22 protein-coding genes are annotated in these 24,997 nt (G+C 72.7%); 11 read left to right on the plus strand and 11 right to left on the minus strand.

What is annotated here, in order from left to right:
• Positions 1-275: 275 nt before the first annotated feature.
• Positions 276-701, plus strand: a complete 426-nt coding sequence (locus tag ACQPZW_RS08605) for an uL11 family ribosomal protein (protein ID WP_360338340.1) — start codon at positions 276-278, stop codon at positions 699-701.
• 34 nt (positions 702-735) lie between these two features.
• Here the strand turns inward: ACQPZW_RS08605 and ACQPZW_RS08610 are convergent, their stop codons facing one another.
• Positions 736-1,356: an ATP-dependent Clp protease proteolytic subunit gene (locus tag ACQPZW_RS08610; protein ID WP_433794293.1), complete on the minus strand. Its 621-nt coding sequence runs from the start codon at positions 1,354-1,356 to the stop codon at positions 736-738.
• 87 nt (positions 1,357-1,443) lie between these two features.
• On the opposite strand from ACQPZW_RS08610, the gene ACQPZW_RS08615 reads away from it, so the two are divergent.
• The 4 genes from ACQPZW_RS08615 to ACQPZW_RS08630 are packed head-to-tail and all read left to right on the plus strand — an operon-like array spanning position 1,444 to position 9,265.
• On the plus strand, positions 1,444-2,178 hold the full coding sequence (locus tag ACQPZW_RS08615; RefSeq protein WP_433794294.1) for a GntR family transcriptional regulator: 735 nt from the start codon (positions 1,444-1,446) through the stop codon (positions 2,176-2,178).
• Positions 2,179-2,191: 13 nt separating this feature from the next.
• A complete protein-coding gene (locus ACQPZW_RS08620; RefSeq protein ID WP_433794295.1) occupies positions 2,192-7,003 on the plus strand; it encodes a sensor histidine kinase in 4,812 nt (1,603 codons plus the stop codon).
• A 10-nt stretch (positions 7,004-7,013) separates the two neighbouring features.
• Positions 7,014-8,534, plus strand: coding sequence for an NCS1 family nucleobase:cation symporter-1 (locus ACQPZW_RS08625; protein WP_433794296.1), 1,521 nt, complete (start codon positions 7,014-7,016; stop codon positions 8,532-8,534).
• Positions 8,534-9,265, plus strand: a complete 732-nt coding sequence (locus tag ACQPZW_RS08630; RefSeq protein WP_433794297.1) for an aspartate/glutamate racemase family protein — start codon at positions 8,534-8,536, stop codon at positions 9,263-9,265. The genes ACQPZW_RS08625 and ACQPZW_RS08630 overlap by 1 nt, the downstream gene beginning before the upstream one ends.
• 51 nt (positions 9,266-9,316) lie before the next feature.
• Here ACQPZW_RS08630 and ACQPZW_RS08635 read toward each other — a convergent pair whose 3' ends face one another.
• Complete coding sequence (locus ACQPZW_RS08635) at positions 9,317-10,825, minus strand: FG-GAP-like repeat-containing protein (RefSeq protein WP_433794298.1); 1,509 nt, start codon at positions 10,823-10,825, stop codon at positions 9,317-9,319.
• A gap of 221 nt (positions 10,826-11,046) precedes the next feature.
• Between ACQPZW_RS08635 and ACQPZW_RS08640 the strand changes: the two genes are divergently transcribed.
• The 4 genes from ACQPZW_RS08640 (at position 11,047) to ACQPZW_RS08655 (ending at position 13,136) form a co-directional block, all read left to right on the plus strand.
• Positions 11,047-11,556: a SigE family RNA polymerase sigma factor gene (locus ACQPZW_RS08640; RefSeq protein ID WP_433794299.1), complete on the plus strand. Its 510-nt coding sequence runs from the start codon at positions 11,047-11,049 to the stop codon at positions 11,554-11,556.
• Positions 11,557-11,571: 15 nt separating this feature from the next.
• Complete coding sequence (locus ACQPZW_RS08645; RefSeq protein WP_433794300.1) at positions 11,572-12,039, plus strand: hypothetical protein; 468 nt, start codon at positions 11,572-11,574, stop codon at positions 12,037-12,039.
• Positions 12,036-12,233 carry a hypothetical protein gene (locus ACQPZW_RS08650; RefSeq protein WP_433794301.1) on the plus strand — a complete coding sequence of 66 codons (198 nt, stop codon included), beginning with the start codon at positions 12,036-12,038 and terminating at the stop codon, positions 12,231-12,233. The genes ACQPZW_RS08645 and ACQPZW_RS08650 overlap by 4 nt, the downstream gene beginning before the upstream one ends.
• A 153-nt stretch (positions 12,234-12,386) precedes the next feature.
• A complete protein-coding gene (locus ACQPZW_RS08655; protein ID WP_433794302.1) occupies positions 12,387-13,136 on the plus strand; it encodes a MerR family transcriptional regulator in 750 nt (249 codons plus the stop codon).
• Here the strand turns inward: ACQPZW_RS08655 and ACQPZW_RS08660 are convergent, their stop codons facing one another.
• From ACQPZW_RS08660 to ACQPZW_RS08700, 9 genes are all read right to left on the minus strand, one after another.
• Positions 13,137-13,475 (minus strand): ATP-binding cassette domain-containing protein, encoded by a 339-nt coding sequence (locus ACQPZW_RS08660; RefSeq protein WP_433794303.1) that lies wholly within the window; start codon positions 13,473-13,475, stop codon positions 13,137-13,139. It lies immediately after the preceding gene.
• Complete coding sequence (locus ACQPZW_RS08665; protein WP_433794304.1) at positions 13,421-15,961, minus strand: ABC transporter transmembrane domain-containing protein; 2,541 nt, start codon at positions 15,959-15,961, stop codon at positions 13,421-13,423. The genes ACQPZW_RS08660 and ACQPZW_RS08665 overlap by 55 nt, the downstream gene beginning before the upstream one ends.
• A gap of 13 nt (positions 15,962-15,974) precedes the next feature.
• Complete coding sequence (locus tag ACQPZW_RS08670) at positions 15,975-16,583, minus strand: ATP-binding cassette domain-containing protein (protein ID WP_433794305.1); 609 nt, start codon at positions 16,581-16,583, stop codon at positions 15,975-15,977.
• Between the two features lie 47 nt (positions 16,584-16,630).
• The gene (locus ACQPZW_RS08675) at positions 16,631-17,491 is read right to left on the minus strand and encodes an ABC transporter transmembrane domain-containing protein (protein WP_433794306.1); all 861 of its coding nucleotides are present in this window, start codon (positions 17,489-17,491) and stop codon (positions 16,631-16,633) included.
• Positions 17,437-18,147, minus strand: a complete 711-nt coding sequence (locus ACQPZW_RS08680; RefSeq protein WP_433794307.1) for a cysteine peptidase family C39 domain-containing protein — start codon at positions 18,145-18,147, stop codon at positions 17,437-17,439. The genes ACQPZW_RS08675 and ACQPZW_RS08680 overlap by 55 nt, the downstream gene beginning before the upstream one ends.
• On the minus strand, positions 18,144-18,953 hold the full coding sequence (locus tag ACQPZW_RS08685; RefSeq protein ID WP_433794308.1) for an HlyD family efflux transporter periplasmic adaptor subunit: 810 nt from the start codon (positions 18,951-18,953) through the stop codon (positions 18,144-18,146). Before ACQPZW_RS08685 ends, ACQPZW_RS08680 begins: the two co-directional genes overlap by 4 nt.
• The gene (locus ACQPZW_RS08690) at positions 18,950-20,416 is read right to left on the minus strand and encodes a SagB family peptide dehydrogenase (RefSeq protein ID WP_433794309.1); all 1,467 of its coding nucleotides are present in this window, start codon (positions 20,414-20,416) and stop codon (positions 18,950-18,952) included. The genes ACQPZW_RS08685 and ACQPZW_RS08690 overlap by 4 nt, the downstream gene beginning before the upstream one ends.
• 16 nt (positions 20,417-20,432) lie before the next feature.
• Entirely contained in the window at positions 20,433-22,703 is a 2,271-nt protein-coding gene (locus ACQPZW_RS08695) for a TOMM precursor leader peptide-binding protein (protein ID WP_433794310.1), read from the minus strand.
• A gap of 134 nt (positions 22,704-22,837) precedes the next feature.
• Positions 22,838-23,776, minus strand: coding sequence for a hypothetical protein (locus tag ACQPZW_RS08700; protein WP_433794311.1), 939 nt, complete (start codon positions 23,774-23,776; stop codon positions 22,838-22,840).
• 232 nt (positions 23,777-24,008) lie between these two features.
• On the opposite strand from ACQPZW_RS08700, the gene ACQPZW_RS08705 reads away from it, so the two are divergent.
• Together ACQPZW_RS08705 and ACQPZW_RS08710 are read left to right on the plus strand one after the other, a co-directional pair.
• Positions 24,009-24,407, plus strand: a complete 399-nt coding sequence (locus tag ACQPZW_RS08705) for a hypothetical protein (RefSeq protein WP_433794312.1) — start codon at positions 24,009-24,011, stop codon at positions 24,405-24,407.
• Positions 24,408-24,598: 191 nt separating this feature from the next.
• Entirely contained in the window at positions 24,599-24,952 is a 354-nt protein-coding gene (locus tag ACQPZW_RS08710; RefSeq protein ID WP_433794313.1) for a hypothetical protein, read from the plus strand.
• Positions 24,953-24,997: the final 45 nt, after the last annotated feature.

Consider the following 24,997-nt stretch of genomic DNA (forward strand, 5'->3'; position numbering starts at 1 on the left):
ATCGTGACACGGGGTCGAAGCCCGAATCTTGTGCCGGTCTGTCCGGTTTATCGGCCGACGGTGATCAACTGGACCGCGACCGGCTCTGACGTCCGGGCCGGTCCCCGGTGCTCCGAAGCCGGGAGCTACACTGGGTGGCGGACCCGAGACCCCGTACACCCACCGTTTTGACCGTCTCGTCATAGCGGTAGTAGGGTCTCGGGGTTGTCGTGTGTCGTTGATGCTGGCGAGCTGCGTTGTCTCGGCCCGCAGCTCACCCTAAGGAGCCTTACCCAATGCCTCCCAAGAAGAAGACCCATGAGGTAACCCTCGCGCTTGAGGCGGGTAACGCCGCGATGGTCGACCTCGGTAAGATGCTCGGCCCGACCGGCGCCAACATGCGTGCCGTCAAGGTGGAGTACGACGAGGCCACCGCGAAGAACCGGGGCGAGATCATCCCGGTCATCGTGTCGGTCTACGAGGACCGTAGCCACACGCTGGCCTACAAGACGCCGCCGACCAGCTTCCTCATCCGGAAGTCCCTGGGCATCCAGTCCGGCGCCGCCAACCCGCTCACCACGACTGTCGGCACCCTCAGTGCCCAGCAGATCAAGGAGATCGCGGAGCGCAAGCTGGTCGACCTCAACGCGAACGACCTCGACGCCGCCATCAAGATCGTGGCCGGCACCGCCCGTTCCATGGGCGTCAAGGTCGCTTCCTGAAGTTTCTGAAACTTCGTAGAACGGGCTCCGGTTCCTACCGGGGCCCGTTCTTCTTCGGGGCCACCACCTCGTCGATCAGGCCGTAGTCGAGAGCCTCCGCGGCGCTCAGGATGCGGCCTGCGGACAGGTCGTCCTCGATCCGGCTGCGCGGCTTGCCGGTGATCTCGGCCAGCCGCACCAGCACCTCCTCGAGCTCGCGCAGGTGCTGCCCGGCGGCAGCCGCGACCTCGTCGGCGGTCCCGGTCACCCCGGCGGCGCGTGGTTCGGCGAGTCTGAAACGCGCATGACGGTACGCCGCCCGCTGATCCGCCGCGGCCAGCACCGCCAGCGCCGCCCCGCCCGCCTCCGCGGTGACCAGGGCATGCACCGGCGCGGCCAGCGCGTCGATCACGTCGACCACGGACAGTGCGGCGCTGAGATCCCCGCCCGGACTGGACACGTGCAGATGGGCCACCTCCGGGCCGGCCGAGTCGAGGGTGAGCAGCGCCGCCGCGATCCCGGTCGCGGTCTCGGCGCTCAGATGCCCGCGCAGCATCACGATCCGCTGGTCGAAGAGCCGCTCCTCCAGCCAGCCCGGCAGCCCGGGCCCGGCCGGGGGCAGATGCGGCGGTGGCCACTCGGGACGGTGATGCGGCTGGTGCGGGTACAGGGGCATCGCCACCTCCGGTGAGCACGATCTGACGCCAGCCTATCCACGGTGCCACGAAACGTGCCGATAACCGGGGGCGGCTAGCGTCTGGACATGTCCGGACCGCGGCGCCGATCGGCCCTGCTCGCCCGGCTCGCCGACCGGGAGGCGGGCAGCGTGCGGAGCGCGATCGTGGACGAGCTGCGGACGATCATCCTGTATGGCGAGGTGCCACCCGGCTCGGCGATCCCCGTCGACGCGGTGGCCGCCGCGTTCGGCGTGAGCCGGATCCCGGTGCGCGAGGCGCTGATGACGCTGATCGGTGAGGGTCTGGTCGACCATCGGACCAACGGCGGCTACCGGGTGGCGATGATGACGGCCCGCGAGTTCGGTGAGATCTACCTGGTCCGGGAGGCGCTGGAGTCGGCGGCGCTGCGGGTGGCGGTGGCCGGGGCGACCGGCGAGGACGATCGGCTGGCCCGGGGCGCGCTGCGGGCTCTGGACTCGGCGATGGAGGACGACGACAGCGGGGCGGCCTACCACCGGGAGAGCCGGCGGTTCCATCTGGCGCTGATCGGCCCGTGCCGGATGCGCCGCCTGCTGCACATGCTGGAGTCGGCGTGGAACATGACCGAGCCGCTGCGGCCGATGTCGCATCTGACCTGCGCCGACCGGGAGTTGCTGCACTCCGACCACGCCGGGATGCTGACGGCCTTCCTCCGGCGGGACGCGGACGAGCTGTCCCAGGTCTGTGCCCGCCATCACCACCGGTTGCAGGGGTTCATCGCAGCACTGCCGCGGCACATTGGGCTGTTTGCGGAAGAGCCACCACCCAGGTCCCAGAAATGAGAAAAATGGGTTAGTGGGCGAGGTGGTGCTCTATCGCAGCGAACGGACACAGGTCCTTCGCCGGAGTCCGGCCGACCGCCACGGCGTCCTGATCCGCAAACGAGCCACCGGACCCGGCGCGGTCCGCCGAGTCCGGCACGAACAGGAGATCCTGCGCCGCCTCGCCGGCATCCCGGGAGTGCCCCGGCTGGCCGCCACCCAGTCGCGCCAGACGCTGATCCTGGAGGACGACGGGGGCAGGTCGCTGGAGGGCGAGCCGGTAGCCGTACCCCGTCTGCTGGAAATCGCCGCGGACCTGGCGGCGACGCTGGCCGCCGTGCACCGCGCCGGCGTCGTCCATCGCGACATCACCCCCGCCAACGTGGTGCTGGCCGACCGTCCCGTGCTGATCGATTTCGACCTGGCGCTGTCCGGGCCGCCGGAGGCGGACGAGACGGGCGGGCCGGTCGGCACGCTCGGCTACCTGGCGCCGGAGCAGACCGGCCGGATCGGGCCGGTGGTCGACTCGCGCGCCGACCTGTACGGGCTCGGCGCCACCCTGTATGCGCTGGCCGTCGGCGAGCCGCCGTTCGCCGGCGACGACCCCCTGGAACTGGTGCGGGACACGCTGGTCCGGCCACCGGAGCCGGTGGAGCGGCGCCGTCCGGAGCTGCCGCCTAGGTTCAGCGAGATCATCATGCGGCTGCTGGAGAAGGACCCGGAACGCCGCTACCAGAGCGCCGACGGGCTGGCCTTCGACCTGGAGCGCTGCCGGACCGGACCGGACGGTGGATGGGCGCTCGGCGAACGCGACTTCGCGGCGTTCCTCACGCCGCCCGCCGAGCTGATCGGCCGGGAACGGGAGATCGGCGCGTTGACCGCGGCACTCGACCGGGCGATGCTCGGTGGCACGCCGGCGGTGCTGGTCAGCGGGCCGCCGGGGATCGGCAAGACCGCGCTGGTCCGCAGTCTGCGGCCGGCCGTGGCGGCGCGCGGCGGCTGGTTCGCCGACGGGCGGTTCGACCAGTTCCGTACCGGCACCGACACCGGGGGCATCACCCGGGCGCTGCGCGTGCTGACCCGCCTGCTGCTCGCCGCGCCGGAACCCGAGGTGGACGACGCCCGGCGGCGGATCCGGGCCGCGCTCGGCGCCAACATCGCCGTGGCGTGCGCGGCCGTCCCCGAGCTGGCCGATCTCCTCGACGCCGCATACGGGCCGCCCGGCGGGGACCCGGTGACCGCCCGGGCCCGGATCAGCGCCACCGCTGTCGTGCTGCTGCGCACGCTCGCGGCCCGGCACCGGATCGTGTTCGTCCTCGACGACCTCCAGTGGGCGAGCGGCGTATCGATGCAGGTCCTGGACTCGATCATGACGAGCGGGCCGATTCCGGGTCTGCTGCTGGTGGTCACCTACCGGAACGGTCACCCGCCGGTGCAGGCGTCGGTCGACAGATGGCGGCACGACGGCCTGGCCGACCCGGTGATCCGGCTGGGCGGGCTCGGCCCGGGCGCGGCCACGGCGCTGGTCGCGGCGGTGCTGCGGATGCCGCCGGAGGACGTGACCGGCCTGAGCGCCCTGATCCGCCAGGGCAGCCAGGGCAATCCCTACGCGACGATCGAGGTGCTCAACGCCCTGCGTACCGACGGCCTGCTGCGATCGGCCGACGGCGGCTGGCGGTGGGACGCCGGGGAGGTGCGGGCCTTCGTCTCCTCCCACCAGCTGTCCCAGCTGCCCGCACGGCGACTGGCGCAGCAGGCCGCCGGATGCCGCCGCCGGTACGCCGCCCTGGCCTGCCTCGGCGGCGAGGTCACCGTCGGGCTGCTGGCCGCCGCGACCGGTACGGCCGCGGACGAGCTGGACCGGCACGTGAGACGGGCGGTCGAGGACGGATTCGTGCTGCGCGCCGGGGACACCGTCCGGTTCCGGTACGACCTGGTGCTCCAGGCGGCCCGGGAGTGCCTGCCGGACACCGAGCGGCAGCGGCTGCAGCTGATCATGGCGCGCCGTCTGGCCACCGCCTACCCCCAGGAGGCCGCCGAGCAGTATCTGGGTGCCGAGGCCCTGGTGGAGAGCCCGGAGGAGCGCCGGGAGGCGGCGGCCCTGCTGCACGCCGCGGCCCGCCGGACCATCCGGCTGACGAACTATCCGATCGCCGTGGACCTGCTCGACGTGGCCGGCCGGCTCCTGGACGGGGTGGGTGACGACTCGCTCCGGAACGCGGTGGCCGTGGACCGGCACCTCACCTACTACTGTCTCGGCCGGCTCGACGACGCCGACCACGTCTACCGGGAGCTGGCCGGCCGGTCCCCGGACCTGGTCACCCTCACCGCCGCGACGGCGATCCAGATCAACGTGCTGTCCCAGCGCAACGAGATCCTCGCGGCGTACGGCCTGGGCCTGGACGTGCTGCGCCGGTGCGGCATCGTGCCCCCGGACGACCCGGAGCCGACGGTACGGCGGGAGGTCGCGGCGCTGCGGGACGGTCTCGGCGACCTGGAGCGGGCGGCCGAGACCACCGACCCGCTCGTGCTGGCGACCGGCCGGCTGATCAACCGGTTGCTCGTGCCCGCCTACCAGCTGGGGCCGGTCGAGCACTCGTGGATGCTGCTGCAGGCGTACCGGCTGTGGCGCCGGGAGGGGGTGTGTGCTCCGGTGGTCGGCGCCGCCGGGTCGGTGATCTGCGCCACCATCTCCCTGTTCGACGACTACCGCACCGGATACCGGCTGAGCCGGCACGTCGTCGCGGTCGGCCGGGAGCACGGCTGGCCCGCCGAGACCGCGATCGCCCGGTACATGCACCTGTTCCTGGCCGCGCACTGGTTCGAGCCACTCGAGGACATCGTCGAGGCCGGGCAGCAGACCCGCGACGACCTGCTCGCCGCCGGCGACGTCCAGGTGGCCGGACTGCTCAGCGCCCGGCTGGCCTCGGTGGTGCTGGAGACCGCCGACGCCCTGGACACCGTCGACGAGGAGATCACCACCGGACTGGGCACGGCCGAACGGACCGGCAACCGGATCGCGGCCTTCAGCCTCAACACCTTCCGGGATCTGGTACGCGCGGCGCGCGGCCAGGAGCCACTCGACGAGGAGCCGGTCCTCGCCTATCCACCGGCGCTCGCCACCTGCCACGTCAATCAGGGGCTGCTCGCGCTGTTCCAGCAGGACGACACGGCCCTGGAGCGGCACTCGGCCGCCGCCATGGAGCATTGCGAGGCGATCCGTGGCTTCTACTCGTCCGCGCTGGCCCGGGTGCTGCGGTGCCTGAGCCTGGCCGCGCGGCTGCGGGACGGCGACACCGCGGTCATCGACGAGCTGGGCGTCGTCCGGGACTGGCTGGCCCGACGCGCCGCCGACGCTCCCCGCAACTTCCGGCCGCTGCTGCACCTGGCCGACGCCGAACGCGCCTGGGCACGGGGCGACCCCGACTCCGCGGCCCGGCACTTCGACGCCGGCCTGCACGAGGTGGCGGGGCGGCCGTGGCATCGGGCCGTGCTCGCCGAACGGGCCGCCCGCTTCCACCTGGAACGGGGGCTCACCCACACCGCGCACCGGCTGCTGGCCGAGGCCCGGGACACCTACCGGGCGTGGGGCGCCACCGCCGTGGTGTCCCGGTTGGAGTCGTGGCATCCGTTCCTGCGCGCCACCGAGACCAGCGCGTCCGGCAGCGGCGGCTCCGGTGCCGACCGGATCGACCTGATGGCCATCCTGCGGGCCGCTCGGGCGCTGAACTCGGCGACCTCGCTGGCCGGCCTGGAGGAGCAGGTCGGCGACGTGCTCAGCGCCATGACCGGGGCCACCCACGTGCGGCTGGCCGGTTCGTCGGGCGCGTTCGACTCGGCCCTGCGTTACGTGCGGCGGACCCGCCGGCCGCTGCTGGTGGCCGACGCGTGCGAGGACGACCGGTTCGCGCGCGACCCGTACCTCGCCGGTCTCGATGTCTGCGCGCTGCTCGCGGTGCCCGTCCCCAGCCGGGACGCCGACGGCGCCGTCCTGATCCTGGAGAACCACCGGCAGGCCGGCGTCTTCTCCACCGACCGGCTGGAGGCGGTACGCCTGATCGCCGGCCAGCTCGCCGTAGCGCTGGACAACGCGCTGCTCTACGACTCCCTCGAGGACACCGTCCGGGCCCGGACCGCCGACCTGGAGGCCGCCAACCAGCTCAAGGCCGACCTGATCGGCATGCTCGGCCATGAGATCAACAACCCGCTCGCGATGATCCTCGGCTACCTCGACCTGGCCCTCACCGAGGACGACCTGCCCGGCCCGGCCCGCGACGTCATCACCCGGGTCCACCGGACCACGCAGCGGCTCGCCACCATCGTCCAGGAGGTCCTCGACCTGGTCAGCCTCGACGCGGGGCGGCTCACCGCCAGGCCCGCCCCGGTGCCGCTCGCCGACCACATCGAGGCGGCGCTCACCGCGACCGCCGCCACCCCGGTCCCGGTGACCTGCCCGCAGGATCTGGTCGCGATGGTCCAGCCGAGCCACCTCGACCAGATCCTCACCAACCTGATCAGCAACGCGGCCAAGTACGGCGGAGGCGCCACCGAGGTCGTCGCCCGGGCCGGCGAGCCGTCCGTCACCATCGAGATCCGCGACCACGGGCCGGGCGTGCCGCCGGAGTTCCGGGGCCGCCTCTTCGACCGTTTCGCCCGAGCCTCCTCGACCGCCGGGAAGGTGGCCGGCACCGGGCTCGGTCTCTACATCGTGCGGGAGCTGGCCCGCGCCAACCACGGCGACGTCGACTACCGCCCCGGCGACGACGGCGGCTCCACGTTCATCGTCCGGCTACCGCGCCGCAAGATATACAGTTCCGCACATCCGGGTGAAACAGCGGATTCATAGCGTGACGGCCATGGCCGACACCATCCCCAGCAAACACCACGAGGACCTGGTCGAAGCCGCCGGCATGCCGGTCGGCAGCGGCGTCACGAAAGCCGGATACGATCCGCGACTGACGAACGAGGACCTCGCACCGCTGAAGGAACAGCGGTGGGGCTCCTACAACATCTTCGCGTTCTGGATGTCCGACGTGCACAGCGTCGGCGGGTACGTCACGGCGGGCAGCCTGTTCGCGCTGGGACTCTCCAGCTGGCAGGTGCTGATCTCGCTGGTCGTGGGCATCACGATCGTCTACTTCTTCTGCAATCTGGTGGCCAAGCCGTCGCAGATGACGGGTGTGCCCTATCCGGTGATCAACCGGGTGGCGTTCGGGGTGCTCGGGGCGAACGTGCCGGCGATCATCCGCGGGGCGATCGCGGTGGCCTGGTACGGCATCCAGACGTACCTCGCCTCGGCCGCTCTCGACGTCGTGCTCTTGAAACTGTGGCCGGCGCTGATGCCCTACGCCGATGTGGACCAGTACGGGTTCCTCGGTCTGCCACTGCTCGGCTGGTGCACGTACGCCCTGCTCTGGGTCTTGCAGGCGGCGGTCTTCTGGACCGGCATGGAGACCATCCGCAAGTTCATCGACTTCTGCGGCCCCGCCGTCTACGTGGTGATGTTCGTGCTCGCCGGATATCTGATCGCGGAGGCCGGGTGGAGTGCGATCGACCTGAACCTGGGTGAGGTCACGGTCACCGGTGTGGACGCGATCCCGGTCATGCTCGGCGCGATCGCCCTGGTCGTGTCGTACTTCTCCGGCCCGATGCTCAACTTCGGCGACTTCTCCCGGTACGGGAAGTCCTTCCAGGCGGTCAGGATCGGCAACTTCCTCGGCCTCCCGGTCAACTTCCTGATGTTCAGCATCCTGACCGTCGTCACGGCTTCGCTCACGGTCCCGGTGTTCGGCGAGCTGATCACCGACCCGGTGACGACTGTGGCGCGGATCGACAGCACGTTCGCGATCGTCCTGGGGGCACTCACGTTCACCATCGCCACGATCGGCATCAACATCGTCGCCAACTTCATCTCGCCGGCGTTCGACTTCTCCAACGTCAGCCCGCAGCGGATCTCCTGGCGGGCCGGCGGCATGATCGCCGCGGTCGGGTCGGTGCTGCTCACCCCGTGGAACCTCTACAACAATCCGGAGGTCATCCACTACACGCTGGAGACGCTCGGTGCCTTCATCGGACCGCTCTTCGGGGTGCTGATCGCCGACTACTACCTGATCCGCCGGCAGCAGGTCGACGTGGACGCGATGTTCACCATGTCGCCGACCGGCCGCTACTACTACAAGCGTGGTTACCACCCGCCGGCGATCATCGCCACCGCCGTCGGCGCGGTCGTCGCGGTGATCCCGGTGCTCGGGAAGATGACCGACGTCGCGCAGTACAGCTGGTTCATCGGTTGCGGGCTGGGCTTCGCGGTCTACCTCGGCCTCGTGCGCCGTTCACCGGTCTCGGCGCCGTTCGACCCCATCAAGATCAAGTCCTGATGCGGATCCGGGTCATCAATCCCAACACCACGGCGTCGATGACCACGCTGATCGAGGCGAGTGCCCGGGCCGTCGCCGGTCCGGGCACCGTCGTCGAGGCGGTCACGCCGACGATGGGCCCGGCGTCCATCGAGAGCCACTACGACGAGGCCCTCGCCGTTCCCGGCCTGCTCGCCGAGGTCGTCGCGGGGGAGCGGTCCGGCGCCGACGGTTACGTCATCGCCTGCTTCGGCGACCCCGGGCTCGACGCGGCGCGGGAGGTCGCGGCCGGTCCGGTGGTCGGCATAGCCGAGGCCGCGATGCACGCGGCGATGCTGGCCGGTCGCGGTTTCAGCGTCATCACCACCCTCGGGCGTACGGCCGGACGAGCCCACGATCTGGCGCGGAGGTACGTCCCGGCCGGCGCCTGCAAGGGAGTGCACGCCTGCGAGATCCCGGTCCTGGAGCTGGAGTCCGACCCCACCGTCCTGCCCCGGGTGGTGGCCTTGGCCCGTGCCGCCCTGGACAGCGACGGCTCGGACGTGATCGTGCTCGGCTGCGCCGGCATGGCCGCCTTCTGCGCCGACGTGTCGAAGCAGGCCGGCGTCCCGGTGATCGACGGTGTGACCGCCGCGACCCTCCTGGTCCAGTCCCTGATCACCCTGGGCGTCCACACGTCGAAGCGCGACGAGTACGCCCCACCGCCGGCCAAGCCGTACACCGGAGTGCTGGCGGCCTTCGGCGCGAACTGACCAGCGCCGCCACCCCGCCCGAGGGCAGCGGTGGCGGCGCTGGTCAGTGCGTCAGGAGGCGAGCCACTTCCAGTCGGCCCAGGCTCCGCTTCCGCCGAACATGACGGGCTTCTGGATCAGCTTGCCGGCGCCGTCACCGGAGTACAGCCGGAGGTTGTTCTGGCTGTCGATGACGGCGATGTCGGCCTTGCCGTCGCTGTCGAAGTCGCCACCGGTGAACGCCTTGTGGTTGACCCAGGCGCCGGCGGCGCCGAACATGATCGGCTTCTGGATCAGCTTGCCGGCGCCGTCACCGGAGTACAGCCGCATGCTGTTCTGGCTGTCGATGACGGCGATGTCGGCCTTGCCGTCGCTGTCGAAGTCGCCACCGGTGAACGCCTTGTGGTTGACCCAGGCGCCGGCGGCGCCGAACATGATCGGCTTCTGGGTCAGCTTGCCGGTGCCGTCGTTGGTGTACAGCCGCATGCTGTTCTGGCTGTCGATGATCGCGATGTCCAGGATTCCGTCGCTGTTGAAGTCGCCGGAGGTGAAGGCGTGGCTGCCGGCCCACAGTCCGCCGGTCGCCCACATCAGGCTCGTGCTGGTGAGCTTGCCCGCGCCGTCACCGGCGTACAGCCGCATGTTGTTCTGGCTGTCGATGATCGCGATGTCGTTGAAGCCGTCACCGTTGAAGTCACCGGCGGTGAAGGCGTGGCTGCCGGCCCACAGCCCGCCGGTCGCCCACATCGGGGCTGCCGAGGAGACCTTGCCGGCGCCGTCACCGGTGTAGAGCACCATGTCGTTGCTCGGGTTGATGCCGGCGATGTCGGCCCTGCCGTCGTCGTTGAAGTCCGTCCGCGGCTTCACCGCGATGGTCGCGGTGATCCAGGGGGCTGCGACGTCGAGACGGGTCTCGACCGCGTCCCGCCGGGTGGCCGTCTCACCGAGGCATCCACCCTGGTAGGAGGTGGAGTGCACGGCGACGACCTCGACGCCGGTGGGGGTCTGGCGGATCGTCGGCCCGCCCGCGTCGCCCTTGCACGTGGTCGGGGCGCCCGCTTCGACGTTGGCGATCGCGAGGGTGTCCGCCTCGACGCCGGTCACCGCGACCGTGGCCTGGTGGAGCAGCCCGACCCAGCTGCTGTTGGTGCGGCCGTATCCGAGGATGGTCAGCGACTCGCCCGCCGCGACCGGGGTGGCGCCGATCCGCGGGAACGTGATGTCGTTCACCGGAAGTGTGATGCGCGACAGCGCGAGATCGAGCGTCGGATGCGTGACCGACCGGACCACGGTCCGGTCGTGACCGGCCGACGTGGTCAGGTTCGCTTTGCCGATCTGCGCCTTGATCGGCCCGGCCGTGCCGGTGACGCAGTCCTTCGCGGTCAGGATCCAGTACGGCGATACGAGCGTCCCGGTGCACCCGTGCGAGACACCGTCGGTGAGATGCACCGCGAACCGGTGATCACCGTCGGCCACCGCAGAGCCACCGGTGACGGCCGCTGACGGCGATCCCGGAATCGTGGTGACCGCGGCCACCGCGGCGAGAGCGACGGCCAACTGCGCGGACCTGCGCCTGGTCAATGGAGTCCCCGTTCGGATCGAAGCTTGTACACGAGCAGAGTGCCTGGCGGTCAACGTAATCCATCGACATATCTCTGTACATGAGATCATCGCCGCACTTCGGGGGCGCGGGTACGCTGCGGCCCTGGTCATGCCCTATGTGCCGAGATCGCGGCCGACGGCGTGCAACCTCGGGGAGGCGCTGGTCGTCAGGGAGGCGTGAGAGTGAAGGAGGGGCTCGTGTGAAGATCGAGCGTGATGAGCAATTCCATCAGTTCGTGGTCAGCCGGAGGGCCGCGCTGGTGCGTACCGCGACTCTGCTCACGGCGGGCGACGCCCACCTGGCCGAGGATCTGGTCCAGTCCACGCTGACGAAGCTGTATGTCGCCTGGCCGGCGTTCCAGCGAGCCGACAACCCGGACGGTTACGTCCGGCGGACGCTGGTGAACGCGCTGACCGACGAGCGGCGGCGGTGGTGGCGGCGCAGTGAGCGATCGATGGCCGAGGTTCCCGACCGGGTGGCGGCCGAGCACATCACCGGTGACGTCTCGGACGGCCTGCGCGCGGCCCTCCGGGAGCTGCCACCACGGATGCGTGCGGCTCTGGTGTTCCGCTACTTCTACGACCTCGACGTCGCCGACACCGCCGACGCCCTCGGGTGCTCCGAGGGAACGGTGAAGAGCCAGACCGCCCGGGCGCTCGACCGGCTCCGTGCGGTTCTCGGTCCCAACCCCTCCCTTGCACTTCTGTGACCAGGAGAAACTGACATGAAGAACCTTCAGGACGGGCTGGCGCGGATCGCCGGCCCCGACACCGAGCCGACCCGGGAGCAGGTCGCAGCCGACCTGGCTCGCGGGCGGCGGGCGCTGCGCCGGCGGCGTACCACCCAGGTTGCCGGAAGCTGCGCCTTCGCCGTCGCCGCCTTCGCCGCGGTGATCGTCGCCACCACCGGGACCGGCGCCGCACCGCAGGCGCCGGAGGCCGCCGGCGACCGGCCGTCGGCCGGCGCGCCGCAGTCGGTCGGCACCAGGCTCGTCGCCTACCAGGGGGAGCAGCCCAAGGGCTTTACCCTCGACAAGGTGCCGGACGGCTGGGAGCTGCAGGGCGCCGACGACTACGGCATCGTCATCGCCCCCAAAGGCCTCCAGGACAAGGACCCGAACAGCTTCGTCGGCAAGATCGTGGCCCAGCTGCAGGAGTTCCCCCGAACGAGGAGCTCAAGGGCAAGACGGTGACCGTCAACGGCGCCGAGGGCCTGCTCACCAAGATGCTCGACCAGACCGACGGCGGCGCGCTCTTCGTCAAGCTCGGCGAGGGTCGCTGGATGGTCATCCAGATCTGGGACGGCCTCGGCTGGGGTGAGAAGGAGGTGCTGGAGTTCGCCTCCGGCATCCACGTCGACGAGAACGCCAAGATCACCCACGGCTGACCCCCGCCGTGGCGTAGGAGGGGAGACCGGGACGGGGAAAGCGTCCCGGTCTCCCCGCTGAGAAAAGTACGTGCCGCGCCCCGATGTGGGTAGGCGAGGCCCCGCGTGACGATGGTCCGGTGCCCAGCGAGGGCGGGAACCGGGGGTGACGGCATGACCGTCCAGCGTGTGGAAGGGCCGGCGACGGCGCAGCAGGAGTTCACCATCGAGGAGCTGAGCCGCCAGGTCGGGATGTCGCCGCGCAACATCCGGGCGCACCAGGCCCGGCGCATCCTCGCCCCGCCGGTCCGGCGTGGCCGCACCGTCGTCTACCAGGAACATCACCTGCGCCGGCTGGAGACCATCCTGTCGCTGCAACGGCAGGGCTTCAACCTCACCGCGATCGAGGCGATGTTCGGGGTACGCCCCGGACAGCCCCGCGGCGACGGCCTGGGCCCCCTGATGCAGCGGCTCGCCGCGGAGTCCCCGGCGCTCGTGGACGCTCTCACCCGGCACGGCGTGGTCGCGTGGCGGGAGAACGGCGCCGTCCAGCTGGTCCGCCCGCGGGCCCTGCGCGCGGCCCTGGAACTGCACCGGTCGGGGCTGCCGGCCCGGCAGACCGTACAGGTGCTGGTCGAGGTGCTGGACCGGATCGGCCGCCCGGTCGACGAGCTGCTGCGGGCCACCGGGGACCGGATCCTGTCGCTGCCCGGCGACCCGGCCCGGCCGCGCGCCGCCACCTGGGACGAGTGGAGCGACTCGGCCGAGATGCTCGCCCAGGGCCTGATCGACCTGCTCAGCGAGGCGTTCCGGGTGGTGGCGGAGAACCGCGGGCCGACGTCGGTGGTGGACATCGTGGGCCGTCGTTCGGGTCAGGCCACCATGATGCTCGTCGAGACCGCCGCCGTGATGGACCTGGGCTGATCACTCGTCCCCGGTCAGCAGTTGACGGCGGGCCAGCCGGTGGAACAGGCCGTCCCGCTCCGCCATCAGGGTCGCGAACGTGCCCTGCTGCACGACCCGGCCCTTCTCCATCACGACGATCAGGTCCGCGTGCCGCACCGTGGACAGCCGGTGCGCGATCACCAGGCGGGTGGCGCTGAGAAGCCGGGTGCTCTCGGTGACCCGCTCCTGGGTGCGGTTGTCGAGCGCGCTCGTCGCCTCGTCGAAGAAGATCATCCGTGGGCGGTGGATCAGCGCACGGGCGATCAGGACCCGCTGCCGCTGGCCGACCGAGAGCGTGCCGCCCCCGTGCGGGACCATGGTCGCCACCCCATCGGCAGGTGCGCGATGTCGTCGTCGAGACCGGCCAGCCGGGCCGCCTCGAGGACCCGCTCCAGGCTGTACGACCCGGCGCCGCACACGTTGTCGCGCAGGGTTCCGGCGAACAGCTGCCCGTCCTGCAGCACCACCCCGCACTGCCGCCGGACCGCCTGCAGGTCCAGCTCGGCGAGATCCTGGTTGTCGTAGTAGACCGAGCCTTGTGACGGCGACTCGAAACCCAGCAGCAGCCGCAGCAGGGTGGACTTGCCGCAGCCGCTCGGGCCGACGATCGCCACGAACGCGCCGGCCGGGATCCGCAACGTCACGTCGTCGATCACCCGGGGGGCGTCCGGGCCGTACCCGAAGCAGACCTCCTGGAGGGTGATCTCGCCGCGCAGGTCGCCGGGGTCGGCGCGGTCCGGGGTGCGCTCCGGCACACCGGCCGTCACCAGTCTCAGCTCGGCGAGGCGGGGGAGCGCGGCCAGCAGCTCGACACTGCCGGACACGATCACCAGCAGCGCGCCGACCAGCATGAGGAAGGCCACGTTGAGGGTGAAGAAGTCGTCCGGGGCCAGGCTGCCGGCGAGCGGACCGGCGAGGATCGTGAACAGCAGCAGCTGACCGGCGATCGGCAGCACCGTGGCGACGGCCCGCAGCACGGCCTGCACGCCTCGGACCCGGTTGAGGGTGCTCCGGGCGTACGCCGTCTGCTCGAACCATCGGGCGAAGGCCCGCTGCTCCGCCCCCGCGAGTTTGATCTTCGAGATTCCACTGATCAGCTGGTGGGCGGTCGACACCGCCTTGTGCTCGGCCGGCAGCGCCCGCCGCTGCCGTGTGATCACCACCCGGCCCAGCACGCCGACCAGCAGCAACCCGGCCAGGACCAGGCCGGTGGAGGCCAGGCCGAGGGGCGGGCTGAGCACCCAGACGAGCGCGAGCATGGTGACGGCGGTCAGCGACGAGGTGAGCAGCAGAAGGATCACCCCGGAGAGCGCCTCCCGGGCGAACGTGACCCCGAGCAGCGTGTTGGCCAGCTCGCCGCTGCTGGTGTCGCGGAAGAACCGGACCGGCAGGCGCATCAGACGATCCCAGAGGGCCAGCTGTACGCCGTACTCCACCCGCCCCTCACCGCGCAGCATACGTAGATTCGTGGCCACGCCGACCAGCGCCGCCACGCCACCGCACGCCACCAGCAGCAGTGCCGACCAGGTCAGGCCGGACGCCGACACCCGCTCGGCCAGCGCGCCCAGCACCCGGCCGGTGATGATCGGCGCGGCCAGCGCCAGGGCCGCGACGATCAGCCCGCAGCCGGCCAGAGCGGCCAGATCCGTGCCGCCGCCCGCACCGCCCAGCCGGAACACTCCGGGAACCGACGCCTCGACCGGCATCGGGCGCTGCACCTGGGTGGCGGTCCGGGACACCCCCTCGGCGGCGGCCCGCCCGGAGGCGAGCACCGCCCCGGTCTCCGGATCGACCTCCCGGTACCGCCCGCGCCGGTGGATCAGGCACACCACCGTCGTCCCGCCGCCCTCGACGGTGCGCCGGCCGAGCAGCGGACCGAGATCCTGCTTCCACCAGTCGTCCGGCAACTGCACGTCCCGCAGATGCAGGGAGGAGCTGCGGGCCACCGCCCGGACCGCCTCGGTCAGGTCGGCCGGCTCGGCACGGCGGCCGGCCGGTTCGACGATCGGCAGGCCACCCTGCCCGGCGATCAGGCGCAACGCGGCCGCGGCCCGCCCGAAGCGCTCGCCATCGGTGGCCGGTTCGGCGGCGGTACGGGCGCCGACCAGCCCCGACGCGATCCGGGTCGCACGGGCCACGGCCGCCCGGTTAGCCCTCTCCCGGCTGGTGAGCGAGGTCAGCAGCGCGGCGTCGGCAGCCTCGCCCTGCCGTTCGACCAGGCGCAACAGGCGTACCGTCTGGTCACGCACCGCCGCCCGCAACTCGCCGGATCGCAGCAGGTCGTCGCTGGAGCAGGCCTCCACGGCGCCGCCCCGTTCCGCCCGCACCCAGTCGCGCCCCGCCAGCAGCACCGGCACGCCCTCGTCGAACGTCTCGTCCGGCCCGCCGTCGTTGCGGATCAGCCGTCCGCCCGCGCCGCGTGCCCAGCACACCGCCGGAGTGCCGGTGAAGACCGTGCCGGGGGACGCCGCCTCGACCTGCCCGGTGTAGAGGGCACGGGCGTCGCGGGGCGGCTCCCGGTCGCCGCGGACCGCGTCGGCCAGCGCGGACAGGGCGAGATCGACGGCCTCGGCGTCGTCCGCCGGTTCCGGCCGCCGGTCGAGACGCCCACCCGGCAGGGGTACGGCCAGCAGCCGCCACACCCCCGCCCCGGCGACGTCGGGCACCAGACCACCGACGGGTATCCGGGCCACGAAGTGCCGTCGCGACCGGAGCCCGCCGGCTCGCGTGCGAACCAGGAACAGGTCGCTCGGCGCGTCCACGACGAGGAGCGCGCCGTCCCCGGTGACCGTCTCGATCGTCATCCGGCCCGTCCCCTCATTCGTCGCGCACCAGTCGTGCGTAGTGACCGTCGCGGGCGACCAACTCGTCGTGAGTGCCCCGCTCGACCTCCCGGCCGCCGTCGAGCACGACGATCAGGTCGCAGTCGCGGATCGTCGACAGCCGGTGCGCCACGATCAGGCAGGTGGCCCCGCGACGGCGCAGGTGGTGGTCGATGGCCTGCTCGGTCTGCGCGTCGAGCGCGCTGGTCGCCTCGTCGAGGACCAGCAGGCGCGGACGGCGTACCAGCGCCCGGGCGATCTCCAGACGCTGCCGCTGCCCGCCGGAGAGGTTGCGGCCCCCCTCGTCGACGCGGGCCCCCAGGCCGCCGGGCCGGGACAGCACGACGTCGAGCACCGCGGCGTCGGTGAGCGCGTCCACCACGTCGTCGTCCGGGATCGAGGAGTCCCAGAGCGTGACGTTCTCCCGGACCGTGCCCTCGAACAGGATCTGCTCCTGGTCCACCATCGCCACGGTGGCCGCCCACAGGCCCGGGTCGATGCTCGTCCGTTCCCGGCCGTCCACGGTGATCCGCCCGGACCACGGCCGGTACAGGCCGGACACCAGCCGCCCGACCGTCGACTTGCCGCTGCCGGAGCGGCCCACCAGCGCCACCCGGGCGCCGGGCGGCAGGTCCAGGTCGAAGTCACTGATCAGCGGAGCGGCGAGCGGGTTGTAGCCGAACGTGAGCCCCTCGATGCGCAGGTGCCCGTCGAGCGGCTGCGGCGGGTCCGTCTCCGGCGGCTCGGGGCCGGATAGCGTTCCACGTCGCGCAGCCGGCTCAGGTCCGCCGACATCTCCTGCACCTGGGCGCCGACCGCGGTGAGCGCGGCGACCGGCCGGTTCATCGCCACGACCAGGGTCTGCATGCCGAGGACCACGCCGATGCTGAGGGTGCCGGCCAGGATCCGTGGGCCGCCCAGCCCGAGCAGGACCGCGGTGTTCAGGGTGGCCAGCAGCGCGGGCACGACCGACAGGATCGCGGTGGGCCGGCCGAGCCGCTGCTGATCGTTGGTGACCGCCGCGGCCCGCGAGCTGAACTGCTGGAAACTGTGCTGCTCGGCCCCGCCCGCCTTGACCGTCTCGATCATCTGGATGGTGGTGTGCACGGTACTGAACAACTTGCTGCGCTCCGCCTGCAGACTCGCCACCGCCGTGGTGCGCAGCGCCGACACCCACCGCAGAGCCAGCACGTTCAGGCCGCACAGCAGCACCGAGACCGCCCCCAGCAGTGGGTCGTAGAGGCAGAGCAGCCCGCCGTACGCGACCACGAGCGCCACGTCGACCAGGGTCAGCGTCAGCCGCCGGGTGACCACGTCGGCCACCACGTCGGTGCTGCGGATCCGGCGTGTCAGGTCGGCGGCCTGCCGTTGGTCGAAGAACGCCGCGGGCAGCCGCATCAACCGCCGGAACAGCCGGGCGGCCGTGCTCAGGGCCATGGCGGTCTCGGCCCGTACCATCAGGCGCTCCTGGGCCAGGGCCGCGAGCAGCGTGACCACCGCGGCGCCGGCCATCGCGGCGAGCAGCCCGCCGAGCGCCCCGCCCCGCCGCCGAGCAGCACGTGGTCGACGAAGATCCGGACCACCGCCGGCATGGTCAGGCCGACCACGGCCATCACCAGGCCCAGCAGCACCGCCTGAACGGCGACCGCGCGCAGCCCCCGCCAGCGGGCGGCCAGCGCGGTCCACGCCCGGAAGCGGGTCCCGCCCGGCCGGAACCTCTCCGGATCGGGGCTCAGCGTCAGCACGATGCCGGTGTAGCCCTCGTCGAACTCGGCCCAGCTGATCGGCCGCGGACCGGTCGCCGGGTCGTTCACCCAGACCTTGCGGCCCATCCCCTCCAGGACCATGAAGTGCTGGAACTTCCAGAACACGATGGCCGGCAACGGCGCCGACGCCAGCTTGTCGATCTCCATCTGGAAGCCCTTGGCGGTCATCCCGTAGTGCCGGGCGCCCTTGAGCACGGTCGAGGCGTTCGAGCCGTCCCGGCTCACCCCGCAGCGTTCGCGCAGCTCCTCCAGCGGCACGTGCAGGCCGTGGTGGGCCAGGACGATGCCGAGCGAGGCCGCGCCGCACTCCACCGCCTCCATCTGGATCAGCGTGGGCGTGCGGACCCGTTTGCGGCGCGGCAGCTCGCGGGCGGGCTTGTCGAGGTCGATCGTGCCGGTCATCGGCCCAGCACCCAGTCGAGCGGGCGGTCACGGCCCACCACGATCCGGCCGTCGGCCTCGCTGATCGAGGTGAGCCGGAACGGCGGTGACGCCTTCGACCAGCGCAGGCCGGTCGGCGACTGCGGATCGGTGTGCAGCAGCACCACCACCCGCACCACGCTCCCGTCGGCCAGGAACGGCCGCACGTCCCGGCCGGAGCCGAGGAACGCCCGCAGCGAGTCCTCGGTCTCCGGGAACGTCCCGACCGTGCCGACCTCGCCCTGCAGGGTGCCGAAGACGGTGGTGGAGACGGCGGCCACGTCGACGTGGACCGGCTGCCCGGCGGTGAGCATCGGCGCGCTCGCGGCCGGCACGAACAGCACCGCCTGCAGGGCGTCGCCGGGGGCGTCCAGGCGCTCCAGTTCGGCGACCCGGGCCCCGCGCTCGATCACCTGGCCCTCGGCGATCAGCAGGCTCACCACGTACGCGTCCCACGGCGCCGGCACCGTGACGATCCCACCGGAGTCGCCCTGGACGCTGTAGATCGGGTTCCCCTTGGCGACCGGCTCGTTGCGGTCCACCCAGACCTTGACCACCCGGCCGGTCTCCGCAGCGTCGAAGTCGGAGACGCCGTGCGAGTGGATCAGCACCCCGCCGGCGGTGACCTCCCGGTCCAGGGTCGCCGTCGTGGTCCAGGCGCCGGTGGCCAGGACGGTGATCACCAGCGCGACGGTGAGCAGCCAGCTCGGGACCGTGGTGAGCCGGGCCACCTGGTCCAGGCTCTCCGGCTGCTCCAGGTGGCGCAGCGCCTGCCTACGGAACCTCATCGCGGCTCCCGGGGAAGGACGGAGCCCAGCGCGAAGTCGGCGACCGCGGGCTCGGCGAGCGGGTCGATGCCGGACAACTCGGCGAACGCCGCCGAGTCGCCGGAGCCCAGCGCGCACGGCGCCAGGCCCATCGCCGTGGCCACCAGGTACATCAGCTCGGTGAGCACGCCGGAGTGCTTCAGGATCATCGGGTAGCCGATCCCCTCGTACTTCCACATCAGGCGGCCGACCCGGGCGGTGATCACCAGCAGGACCTGGGGTGGCCCGGCCATGGCGGCGGCCGCGCGGGCGTACCCGGCCATCCGGTCGGTGAGCGGTCCCGCCGGCGCCAGCAGGCGCAGTTGGTGTGCCGTCCCGTCGTAGTGGTAGAGCCCCGGCGACAGTCCCGCACAGCTCAGCACCAGCGGATAGATCTCCAGCTCGTAGAGCCCGCCGCCACCCGGGTACGGCCGGTGCCCGACCTCGATGCCGTCGTGCTCCCCGGCGGGGCGGGTGGCCTGCACCCGGTACAGGAACTCGGCGAGCCGGTCCAGGGCGATCGGGTGGGCGTCGTCGTGGGCGCGGATCGACCGGCGGGCCCGGATCACGTCGGTCAGCGTCGGCTCGGCCGCGGCGACGGCGTCCAGGTCCGGCTCGGGCAGATCGGTGGCCGGGGCGTCCGGGAAGGCGCGCCGCAGCGGCTCGGCGGGCAGCCGGTCCCGGAACCGGTAGGTCCCGCCGACCGGCAGCGCATGCCGGCCGACCCGGGACCGGTGGTGGACCTCCAGCTCCGCCGGGGACCAGAAGACACCGGGCGCGGCCGGTGGGCCGGGCTCCTCCAGGATCCCGGCGCCGATCAGCTCGTCGAGGACCCGGCCGGCCACCGCGGCCGACACCCCGAGCACGGCGGCCGCCCGGTCGAGGTCACAGCCCTGGACGGCGGCCGTCGCCAGCAGGCCCGCCACCCGCGGGTCGGGACAGCCGACGACCACGGCGTGGGCGGGGCTGAGGGCGCAGAGCACATCACCGTCGGCGTCGATCCGGGCCAGGCGGGACATGCGATACCGTACGCCGGGCCGGTGCCGCGCCGGTGGGGGCAGCACCGACGCGCCGAGCCCCTGCGGGTCGATCTCCAGCAGCGGCCGGTTGCCGGCGGACAGGCGGCGCCGCAGCCAGGCGTGCGTGACCAGCCGCCGGAGCAGGACCTGGGCCCGCAGGATCCGGTTCTCGCCCTCGACCGTGGCGACCAGATGCTGTACGTCGTCGTCGTCGAGCCACTCGTCGGCGAGCCGCAGCAGCATCGCCCGGCGGCCGAGCCCGAGGCGTTCCATGTGCAGCTGGAACCGTCCGTACTGCACGGTGATCGCGTCGCCGGCGCCGTTGCTCAGCGTGGTCCGCTCGCGGAAGCGGTACTCCTCCCGGACCGGTAGCCGGCGGATCGCCCCGGTCTCCGGTTCCGTCGGTGCTGCGGTGGTCGATGGCACGGGCCCCTCCGGGCGATCAGAAGAAGACACTCAACGGGTTGATCGAGTCCTCGCCGGTGGCCAGGGGCGCCCGTCCGAGGGTGGCCGGCGTCTCCCAGAGCCGCCCCGGGCCGAGCCGGCGCCAGAAGTGCCGCAGCCCCGGCACGACCACCCTGGCCACCGCCAGCTCCAGCTCCGGGCGCGACTGGTCGACCACGATCAGCTCCAGCCCGGCGTCGCGGGCCGTGCCGACGGCGGCGGCCACCGCGGCCGAGGTGTCCGTCGCGGTGGGCGCCGGATGCCGGGCCGGTGTCGTCGGCACCTGACCCGGATCGGGCAGCAGCCACGGCTGGTCGGCGGTGACCACGGTGGTCAGCCAGCGCGCGGTCTCCGGCTCGGCGCCGTGGTAGCCGCCGTTCGCGCCGGCCACCGCCGCGGCGAGCGGCAGGAACTGGTTGAGCTCGCTCACCGCCCGGGTCAGCGCGACCGCGGCGCTCGGGTGGGCCCCGAACCCGACCAGCACCTCGCCGCCACCGTCACGTTCGCTGACCGCGGCGTACACCGGGATCGGCAGGTCGGCGGTGAGGTCGAGGACCCAGAGACGGCGGCCGAGGACGGTGCCGTGGTGCCGCCGCACGGCGCTGATCCAGGGGTCGTCGAAGGCGCCGAGGTCGACGCCGGGCAGCCGGGACCGGTGGTACCACCAGAGGGCTACGGCGTCCCGTTCGACCAGCTCGTAGAAGCCCTGCAGGATCGCCTCGCCGAGGGTGCCGCCCGCGGCGCAGCCGTTGGAGTCGGCGGGGCCGAGCCGGGCCGACTCCGGGTGGCCGTACCAGACGTAGGCGGCCGGCAGCGCGCACGGCCGGTCGTGGGTCAGCGACCAGCCGTCGGTCCACTCCAGCTCGACGTCGTCGGCGACCGGGACCGGCACGTGGTGGAACAGCCCCGCCGCGGGATTGGTCCGGTCCCGTTCGGCGTGCTGACGGGCCGAGAAGTGCCGCAGCTCGGACAGCGGCACGGCCCGCTCCCGCCCCAGGTCACGGTAGGCGGCCCGCCGGGTGGGCCGGTCGCCCCGCCACACCCCGCAGTAGCGCTCGACGGCCTCGCCGATCGCGCTGACCCGTGCCTGCGTCTCGGTGGGTCCCTTGCCGCCGCTGAGCCCGCGCAGGTTGCCCCGCAGCCGGTCCGGCCGGCGGGCCAGCGCGAAGTTGTGCCCCGCGGTGAAACCGAACATCACCCCGTCACCGCCGCCGGTGGGCGTCAGCCGTGTCACCACCCCGAGGTACGGGCTGACCTGGCGCTCCAGCATCCGGAGGGTCTCCGCGGCGGGCCGGGTGCGGCTGCCGGTCCCGTCGTCGGCGGCCAGCGGGTCGGCGGGCACGGTGACCCGCGGCCCGGTCCCGCCGAGCCGGGCCGGGTCGCCGCACGCCGGGCACTGCGGCAGCCGGACCAGCGTGTGCCCCGCGGTGCTCAGGTCGCGGGTGTCGAGCGAGACCATCCGGCCGGTGACCCGCGGCGAGTCGCCGGAGACGGCCAGCACCGGCAGCTCGGCGGCGAGCAGGCCGGCCAGGACCGTGGTGGTGGCGTCGAGTGCCGCCCACGCCGGGGTCGGCCGGTCGCGGTCGCCGCGCTGCTCGACGACGAAGTTGACGACCTCCTCGTTGTCGGTCCAGCGTCGCCGCAGGCACTCCCAGCAGCCGGTCGCGCCGGGCCGGAGGTACGGGCCGAGCAGCAGCACGTGGCCGTGCGGCCGGACCATCAGCCACGGCCGTCCAGCCGCCAGGAAGGCCTCGTTGAGCCGGGCCAGCCGGGGATCGATCATCGAGCCGGGAGCCACCACGACCAGCCCGCCCTCCCCGAGGAGGTCCGGGTCGTCGACCGGCCGGACGGTCACCGGTGGGCCGAGTTCGCCGAGCCGGGCGGCCAGGTCGGCGACGGCCGGGGAGCCCGCGTCGACCAGGAGCACCCGCCCGTCGCGCCGCCACTGCTCGGCCCGGTCCGGCGCCACGGCACGGGCGTCCCAGGCGGCCGCGGCCGGTCGCGGGGTGGCGCACGGCCCGGCCGCCAGCAGGTCCAGGCCGTCGAGGCGGCGCAGCGCCCGGGCCAGCGCGCCGGCCGAGTGCCGGCCGACCAGCTCACCGACCACCTGGCCGAGGGCGCGGGTGCCGTCCAGCAACGCGGCGAGCTCCACCGCGACCGGGTCGTCGATCAGCACGTTGCGGGTCTCGCCGACCACCACGAGGTGGTCCCGGTACGGCTCGGCGAGGCGGATCGGCAGGTAGTCGTGGCGGAATCGGGGATGTTGCATCGGTCTCACCTCACAGCCCGGGCGGCAGCCGGATAACGGCGATTCTCGGCCGACGGCCCGCCGGTTCCCAGCGATGGCATCGATCCCTGCCGTGCCCGCCCGCCATCCTGGAGATCGCGGGCGGCGGTGGGGTGTCAGTCGGTGGCGGTGATCTCGGTGGCCGCGTCGGTGAGCCCGAGCACGGTGGCCGGCCCGTCCTGCGGGGCCTTGACCAGGAAGACCTCGACGCGGGACACGGTGATGGTGTGCGCCTTCACGGCCGTGGTCCGGCCGGTGGCCAGCAGGTCCGGGGCGGGCGGCGCGAGGACCGCGTCGGCGCCGTCCCTGGTGGAGACGATGGTGTCGACCACGTTCAGGGTCAGGAAGCCCACCACCCCGTCGTCGGCCTTCGCCGCGCACGGCGCCCACTCCGAGGCGGTCAGCCGCCGGTCCACCCGCATGGACGCGGCCTCCATCTGCTGGGTGTAGATGGACCATCCGGCGGCGAGCTGGTCGTCGAGGACGGCGCTGCGCGCCAGGACCGTGGTGTCGGCGGGGCCGGCGATGCTGCGGTTGAAGACCTCACCCGTGAGGGCGGTACGCCGGGCCGCGTCCAGCAGCTCGTCGGTGGGGTGCGCGGTCGCCCTCCGGAACGCCCCGGTGGCCGCCACCAGCTCGTCGGAGACCATCACGTGGTGGCTCAGCTGCCACCGGCCGTCCGCGGACCGGACGAAGTGGCCGGCGTCGGCACGCGGCCGGTCCTCCCCGTCCACGGCCATCCGGGCCGCGGTCACGAAGCACGACTCGGACACCGCGAACACGGCATCCTGATGCTTGAAGCCCGGCAGCACCCGTTTGCTGAGCCGGGCCCGTTTCACCCCGGCCAGGCTGTTCTGCAGGGCGGGACCGGTCTCCCAGACGGCCAGCTTCTCGCCGTCGCCGGCCTTGGAGGCCGCCGAGTCGGCCGTGTCGAACTCGGCCAGCACCGCCGCCGGGTCGAACCCGGCGGCGCTCGGCCCGGCGGGTTCCGGCCGTGCCGCCGCCGGCTCGGTGCCCGGGTCCGCGCACCCGGCGACGGCCAGGAACAAGACCATCGGGATCACCATCCGCCCGAGCCCGTCACGCGTCCGGCATGCCATGTCGACCACCCGATCCTCTGCCTCAGCCGGCGTCGTCCGCCGTGATCCGAGTATTCGGCGAGGTTGCGGCGCCGGGCCGGGCACGGCACCGAACCGTGCCCGGGCCCGCGGCACCGTGGCACCGATCGATGCCGTGCTCCGCCGGGGCCGGTGTCCGCGCCGACGATGAGCGCATCCCACAGCCCCCGTGAGAGCGGAGACAGACCTGATGGACCCGTCAGAACGCGCACTCTTCATCGCCGCGTACGGCCGGCTGGTCGCCGATGTGTGGTCGGAGCCGGACCAGGAGCTGCTGCTCGACGCCGACCCGCACCGGCTGCTCGCCGAGCACGACCTGCTGCTGCCGCCGGAGATCCCGGTCGTGGTGGTCCGCGACGCCCAGCACGTCGACCCGGACATCGACGTGCAGGTGCGGGCGTGGGCGGACGCCGTCACCGGGGGCGGGCCGTTCCTGCTCTACGTGCCGGCCCTCGACGAGCTCGACGAGCAGGAGCTGTCCGAGCACGAGCTGGACAGCGTGGTCGCCGGGTGGACCCGACCGGGGCCTGCTGCTGCCCCTGCTGCTGCACCTGACCGGCGACCGTGACATCGATCGGTTCCGTGCCCGGAGCGTGACGGCACCGTCCCGTGCCGTCACCGCCGGTTCCCTTGCCCGGCCCGCCCGGCCGTTCCTAGCGTCGTGGTCACGCCACCGCCGCTTCCCGGCCCGGCATCACGGCCCCACCGGCACCACCGGGCCGTCACCCCATTCGCAGTACCACCGGAAGGACGTGTGTCATGAGCGCCGAAGAGACCGACTTCTCCGAATTCGACCGGGCCTACCAGAGCCTGCTGGCCAAGGTCTGGAGCGACGACGCCGCCCTGTCGGCGCTGCTCGCCGACCCGAAGCAGTACGCGATCGAGGCCGGGCTGCCGGTCGACCCCGCGGCGACCGTGACGGTCGACCGGAGCCAGCCGGAGGAGCTGCTCACCCGCACCGAGATCCTGCAAGCCTTCCACGGCACCCCGGGCACGCACGTCCTGCGTGTCCCCGAGCACGCGCCGATCGACCTGAGCGAGCTGACCGACGAGGACCTCGAGCTGATCGCGGCGGGCAACAACGTCAACAACAACCTCTACCAGTCCAAGTGACGGCCCGGGCCGGCGCGCTCCCGTCGCGCCGGCCCGCACCACCCC

The organism is Actinoplanes sp. CA-252034, from assembly GCF_050956125.1.
Classification (GTDB): Bacteria; Actinomycetota; Actinomycetes; order Mycobacteriales; family Micromonosporaceae; genus Actinoplanes.

Excerpts from the sequence above, each read along its gene's own strand:
- ACQPZW_RS08625 (WP_433794296.1), top strand. The coding sequence starts at position 7,014 with ATGGCCGACACCATCCCCAGCAAACACCACGAGGACCTGGTCGAAGCC.
- ACQPZW_RS08630 (WP_433794297.1), top strand. The coding sequence starts at position 8,534 with ATGCGGATCCGGGTCATCAATCCCAACACCACGGCGTCGATGACCACG.
- ACQPZW_RS08605 (WP_360338340.1), top strand. The coding sequence starts at position 276 with ATGCCTCCCAAGAAGAAGACCCATGAGGTAACCCTCGCGCTTGAGGCG.
- ACQPZW_RS08675 (WP_433794306.1), bottom strand. The coding sequence starts at position 17,491 with ATGGCCGGCGCCGCGGTGGTCACGCTGCTCGCGGCCCTGGCCCAGGAG.
- ACQPZW_RS08655 (WP_433794302.1), top strand. The coding sequence starts at position 12,387 with ATGACCGTCCAGCGTGTGGAAGGGCCGGCGACGGCGCAGCAGGAGTTC.
- ACQPZW_RS08645 (WP_433794300.1), top strand. The coding sequence starts at position 11,572 with ATGAAGAACCTTCAGGACGGGCTGGCGCGGATCGCCGGCCCCGACACC.
- ACQPZW_RS08695 (WP_433794310.1), bottom strand. The coding sequence starts at position 22,703 with ATGCAACATCCCCGATTCCGCCACGACTACCTGCCGATCCGCCTCGCC.
- ACQPZW_RS08710 (WP_433794313.1), top strand. The coding sequence starts at position 24,599 with ATGAGCGCCGAAGAGACCGACTTCTCCGAATTCGACCGGGCCTACCAG.
- ACQPZW_RS08665 (WP_433794304.1), bottom strand. The coding sequence starts at position 15,961 with ATGACGATCGAGACGGTCACCGGGGACGGCGCGCTCCTCGTCGTGGAC.
- ACQPZW_RS08685 (WP_433794308.1), bottom strand. The coding sequence starts at position 18,953 with ATGAGGTTCCGTAGGCAGGCGCTGCGCCACCTGGAGCAGCCGGAGAGC.
- ACQPZW_RS08615 (WP_433794294.1), top strand. The coding sequence starts at position 1,444 with ATGTCCGGACCGCGGCGCCGATCGGCCCTGCTCGCCCGGCTCGCCGAC.
- ACQPZW_RS08680 (WP_433794307.1), bottom strand. The coding sequence starts at position 18,147 with ATGACCGGCACGATCGACCTCGACAAGCCCGCCCGCGAGCTGCCGCGC.
- ACQPZW_RS08660 (WP_433794303.1), bottom strand. The coding sequence starts at position 13,475 with ATGGTCCCGCACGGGGGCGGCACGCTCTCGGTCGGCCAGCGGCAGCGG.
- ACQPZW_RS08610 (WP_433794293.1), bottom strand. The coding sequence starts at position 1,356 with ATGCCCCTGTACCCGCACCAGCCGCATCACCGTCCCGAGTGGCCACCG.
- ACQPZW_RS08700 (WP_433794311.1), bottom strand. The coding sequence starts at position 23,776 with ATGGTCTTGTTCCTGGCCGTCGCCGGGTGCGCGGACCCGGGCACCGAG.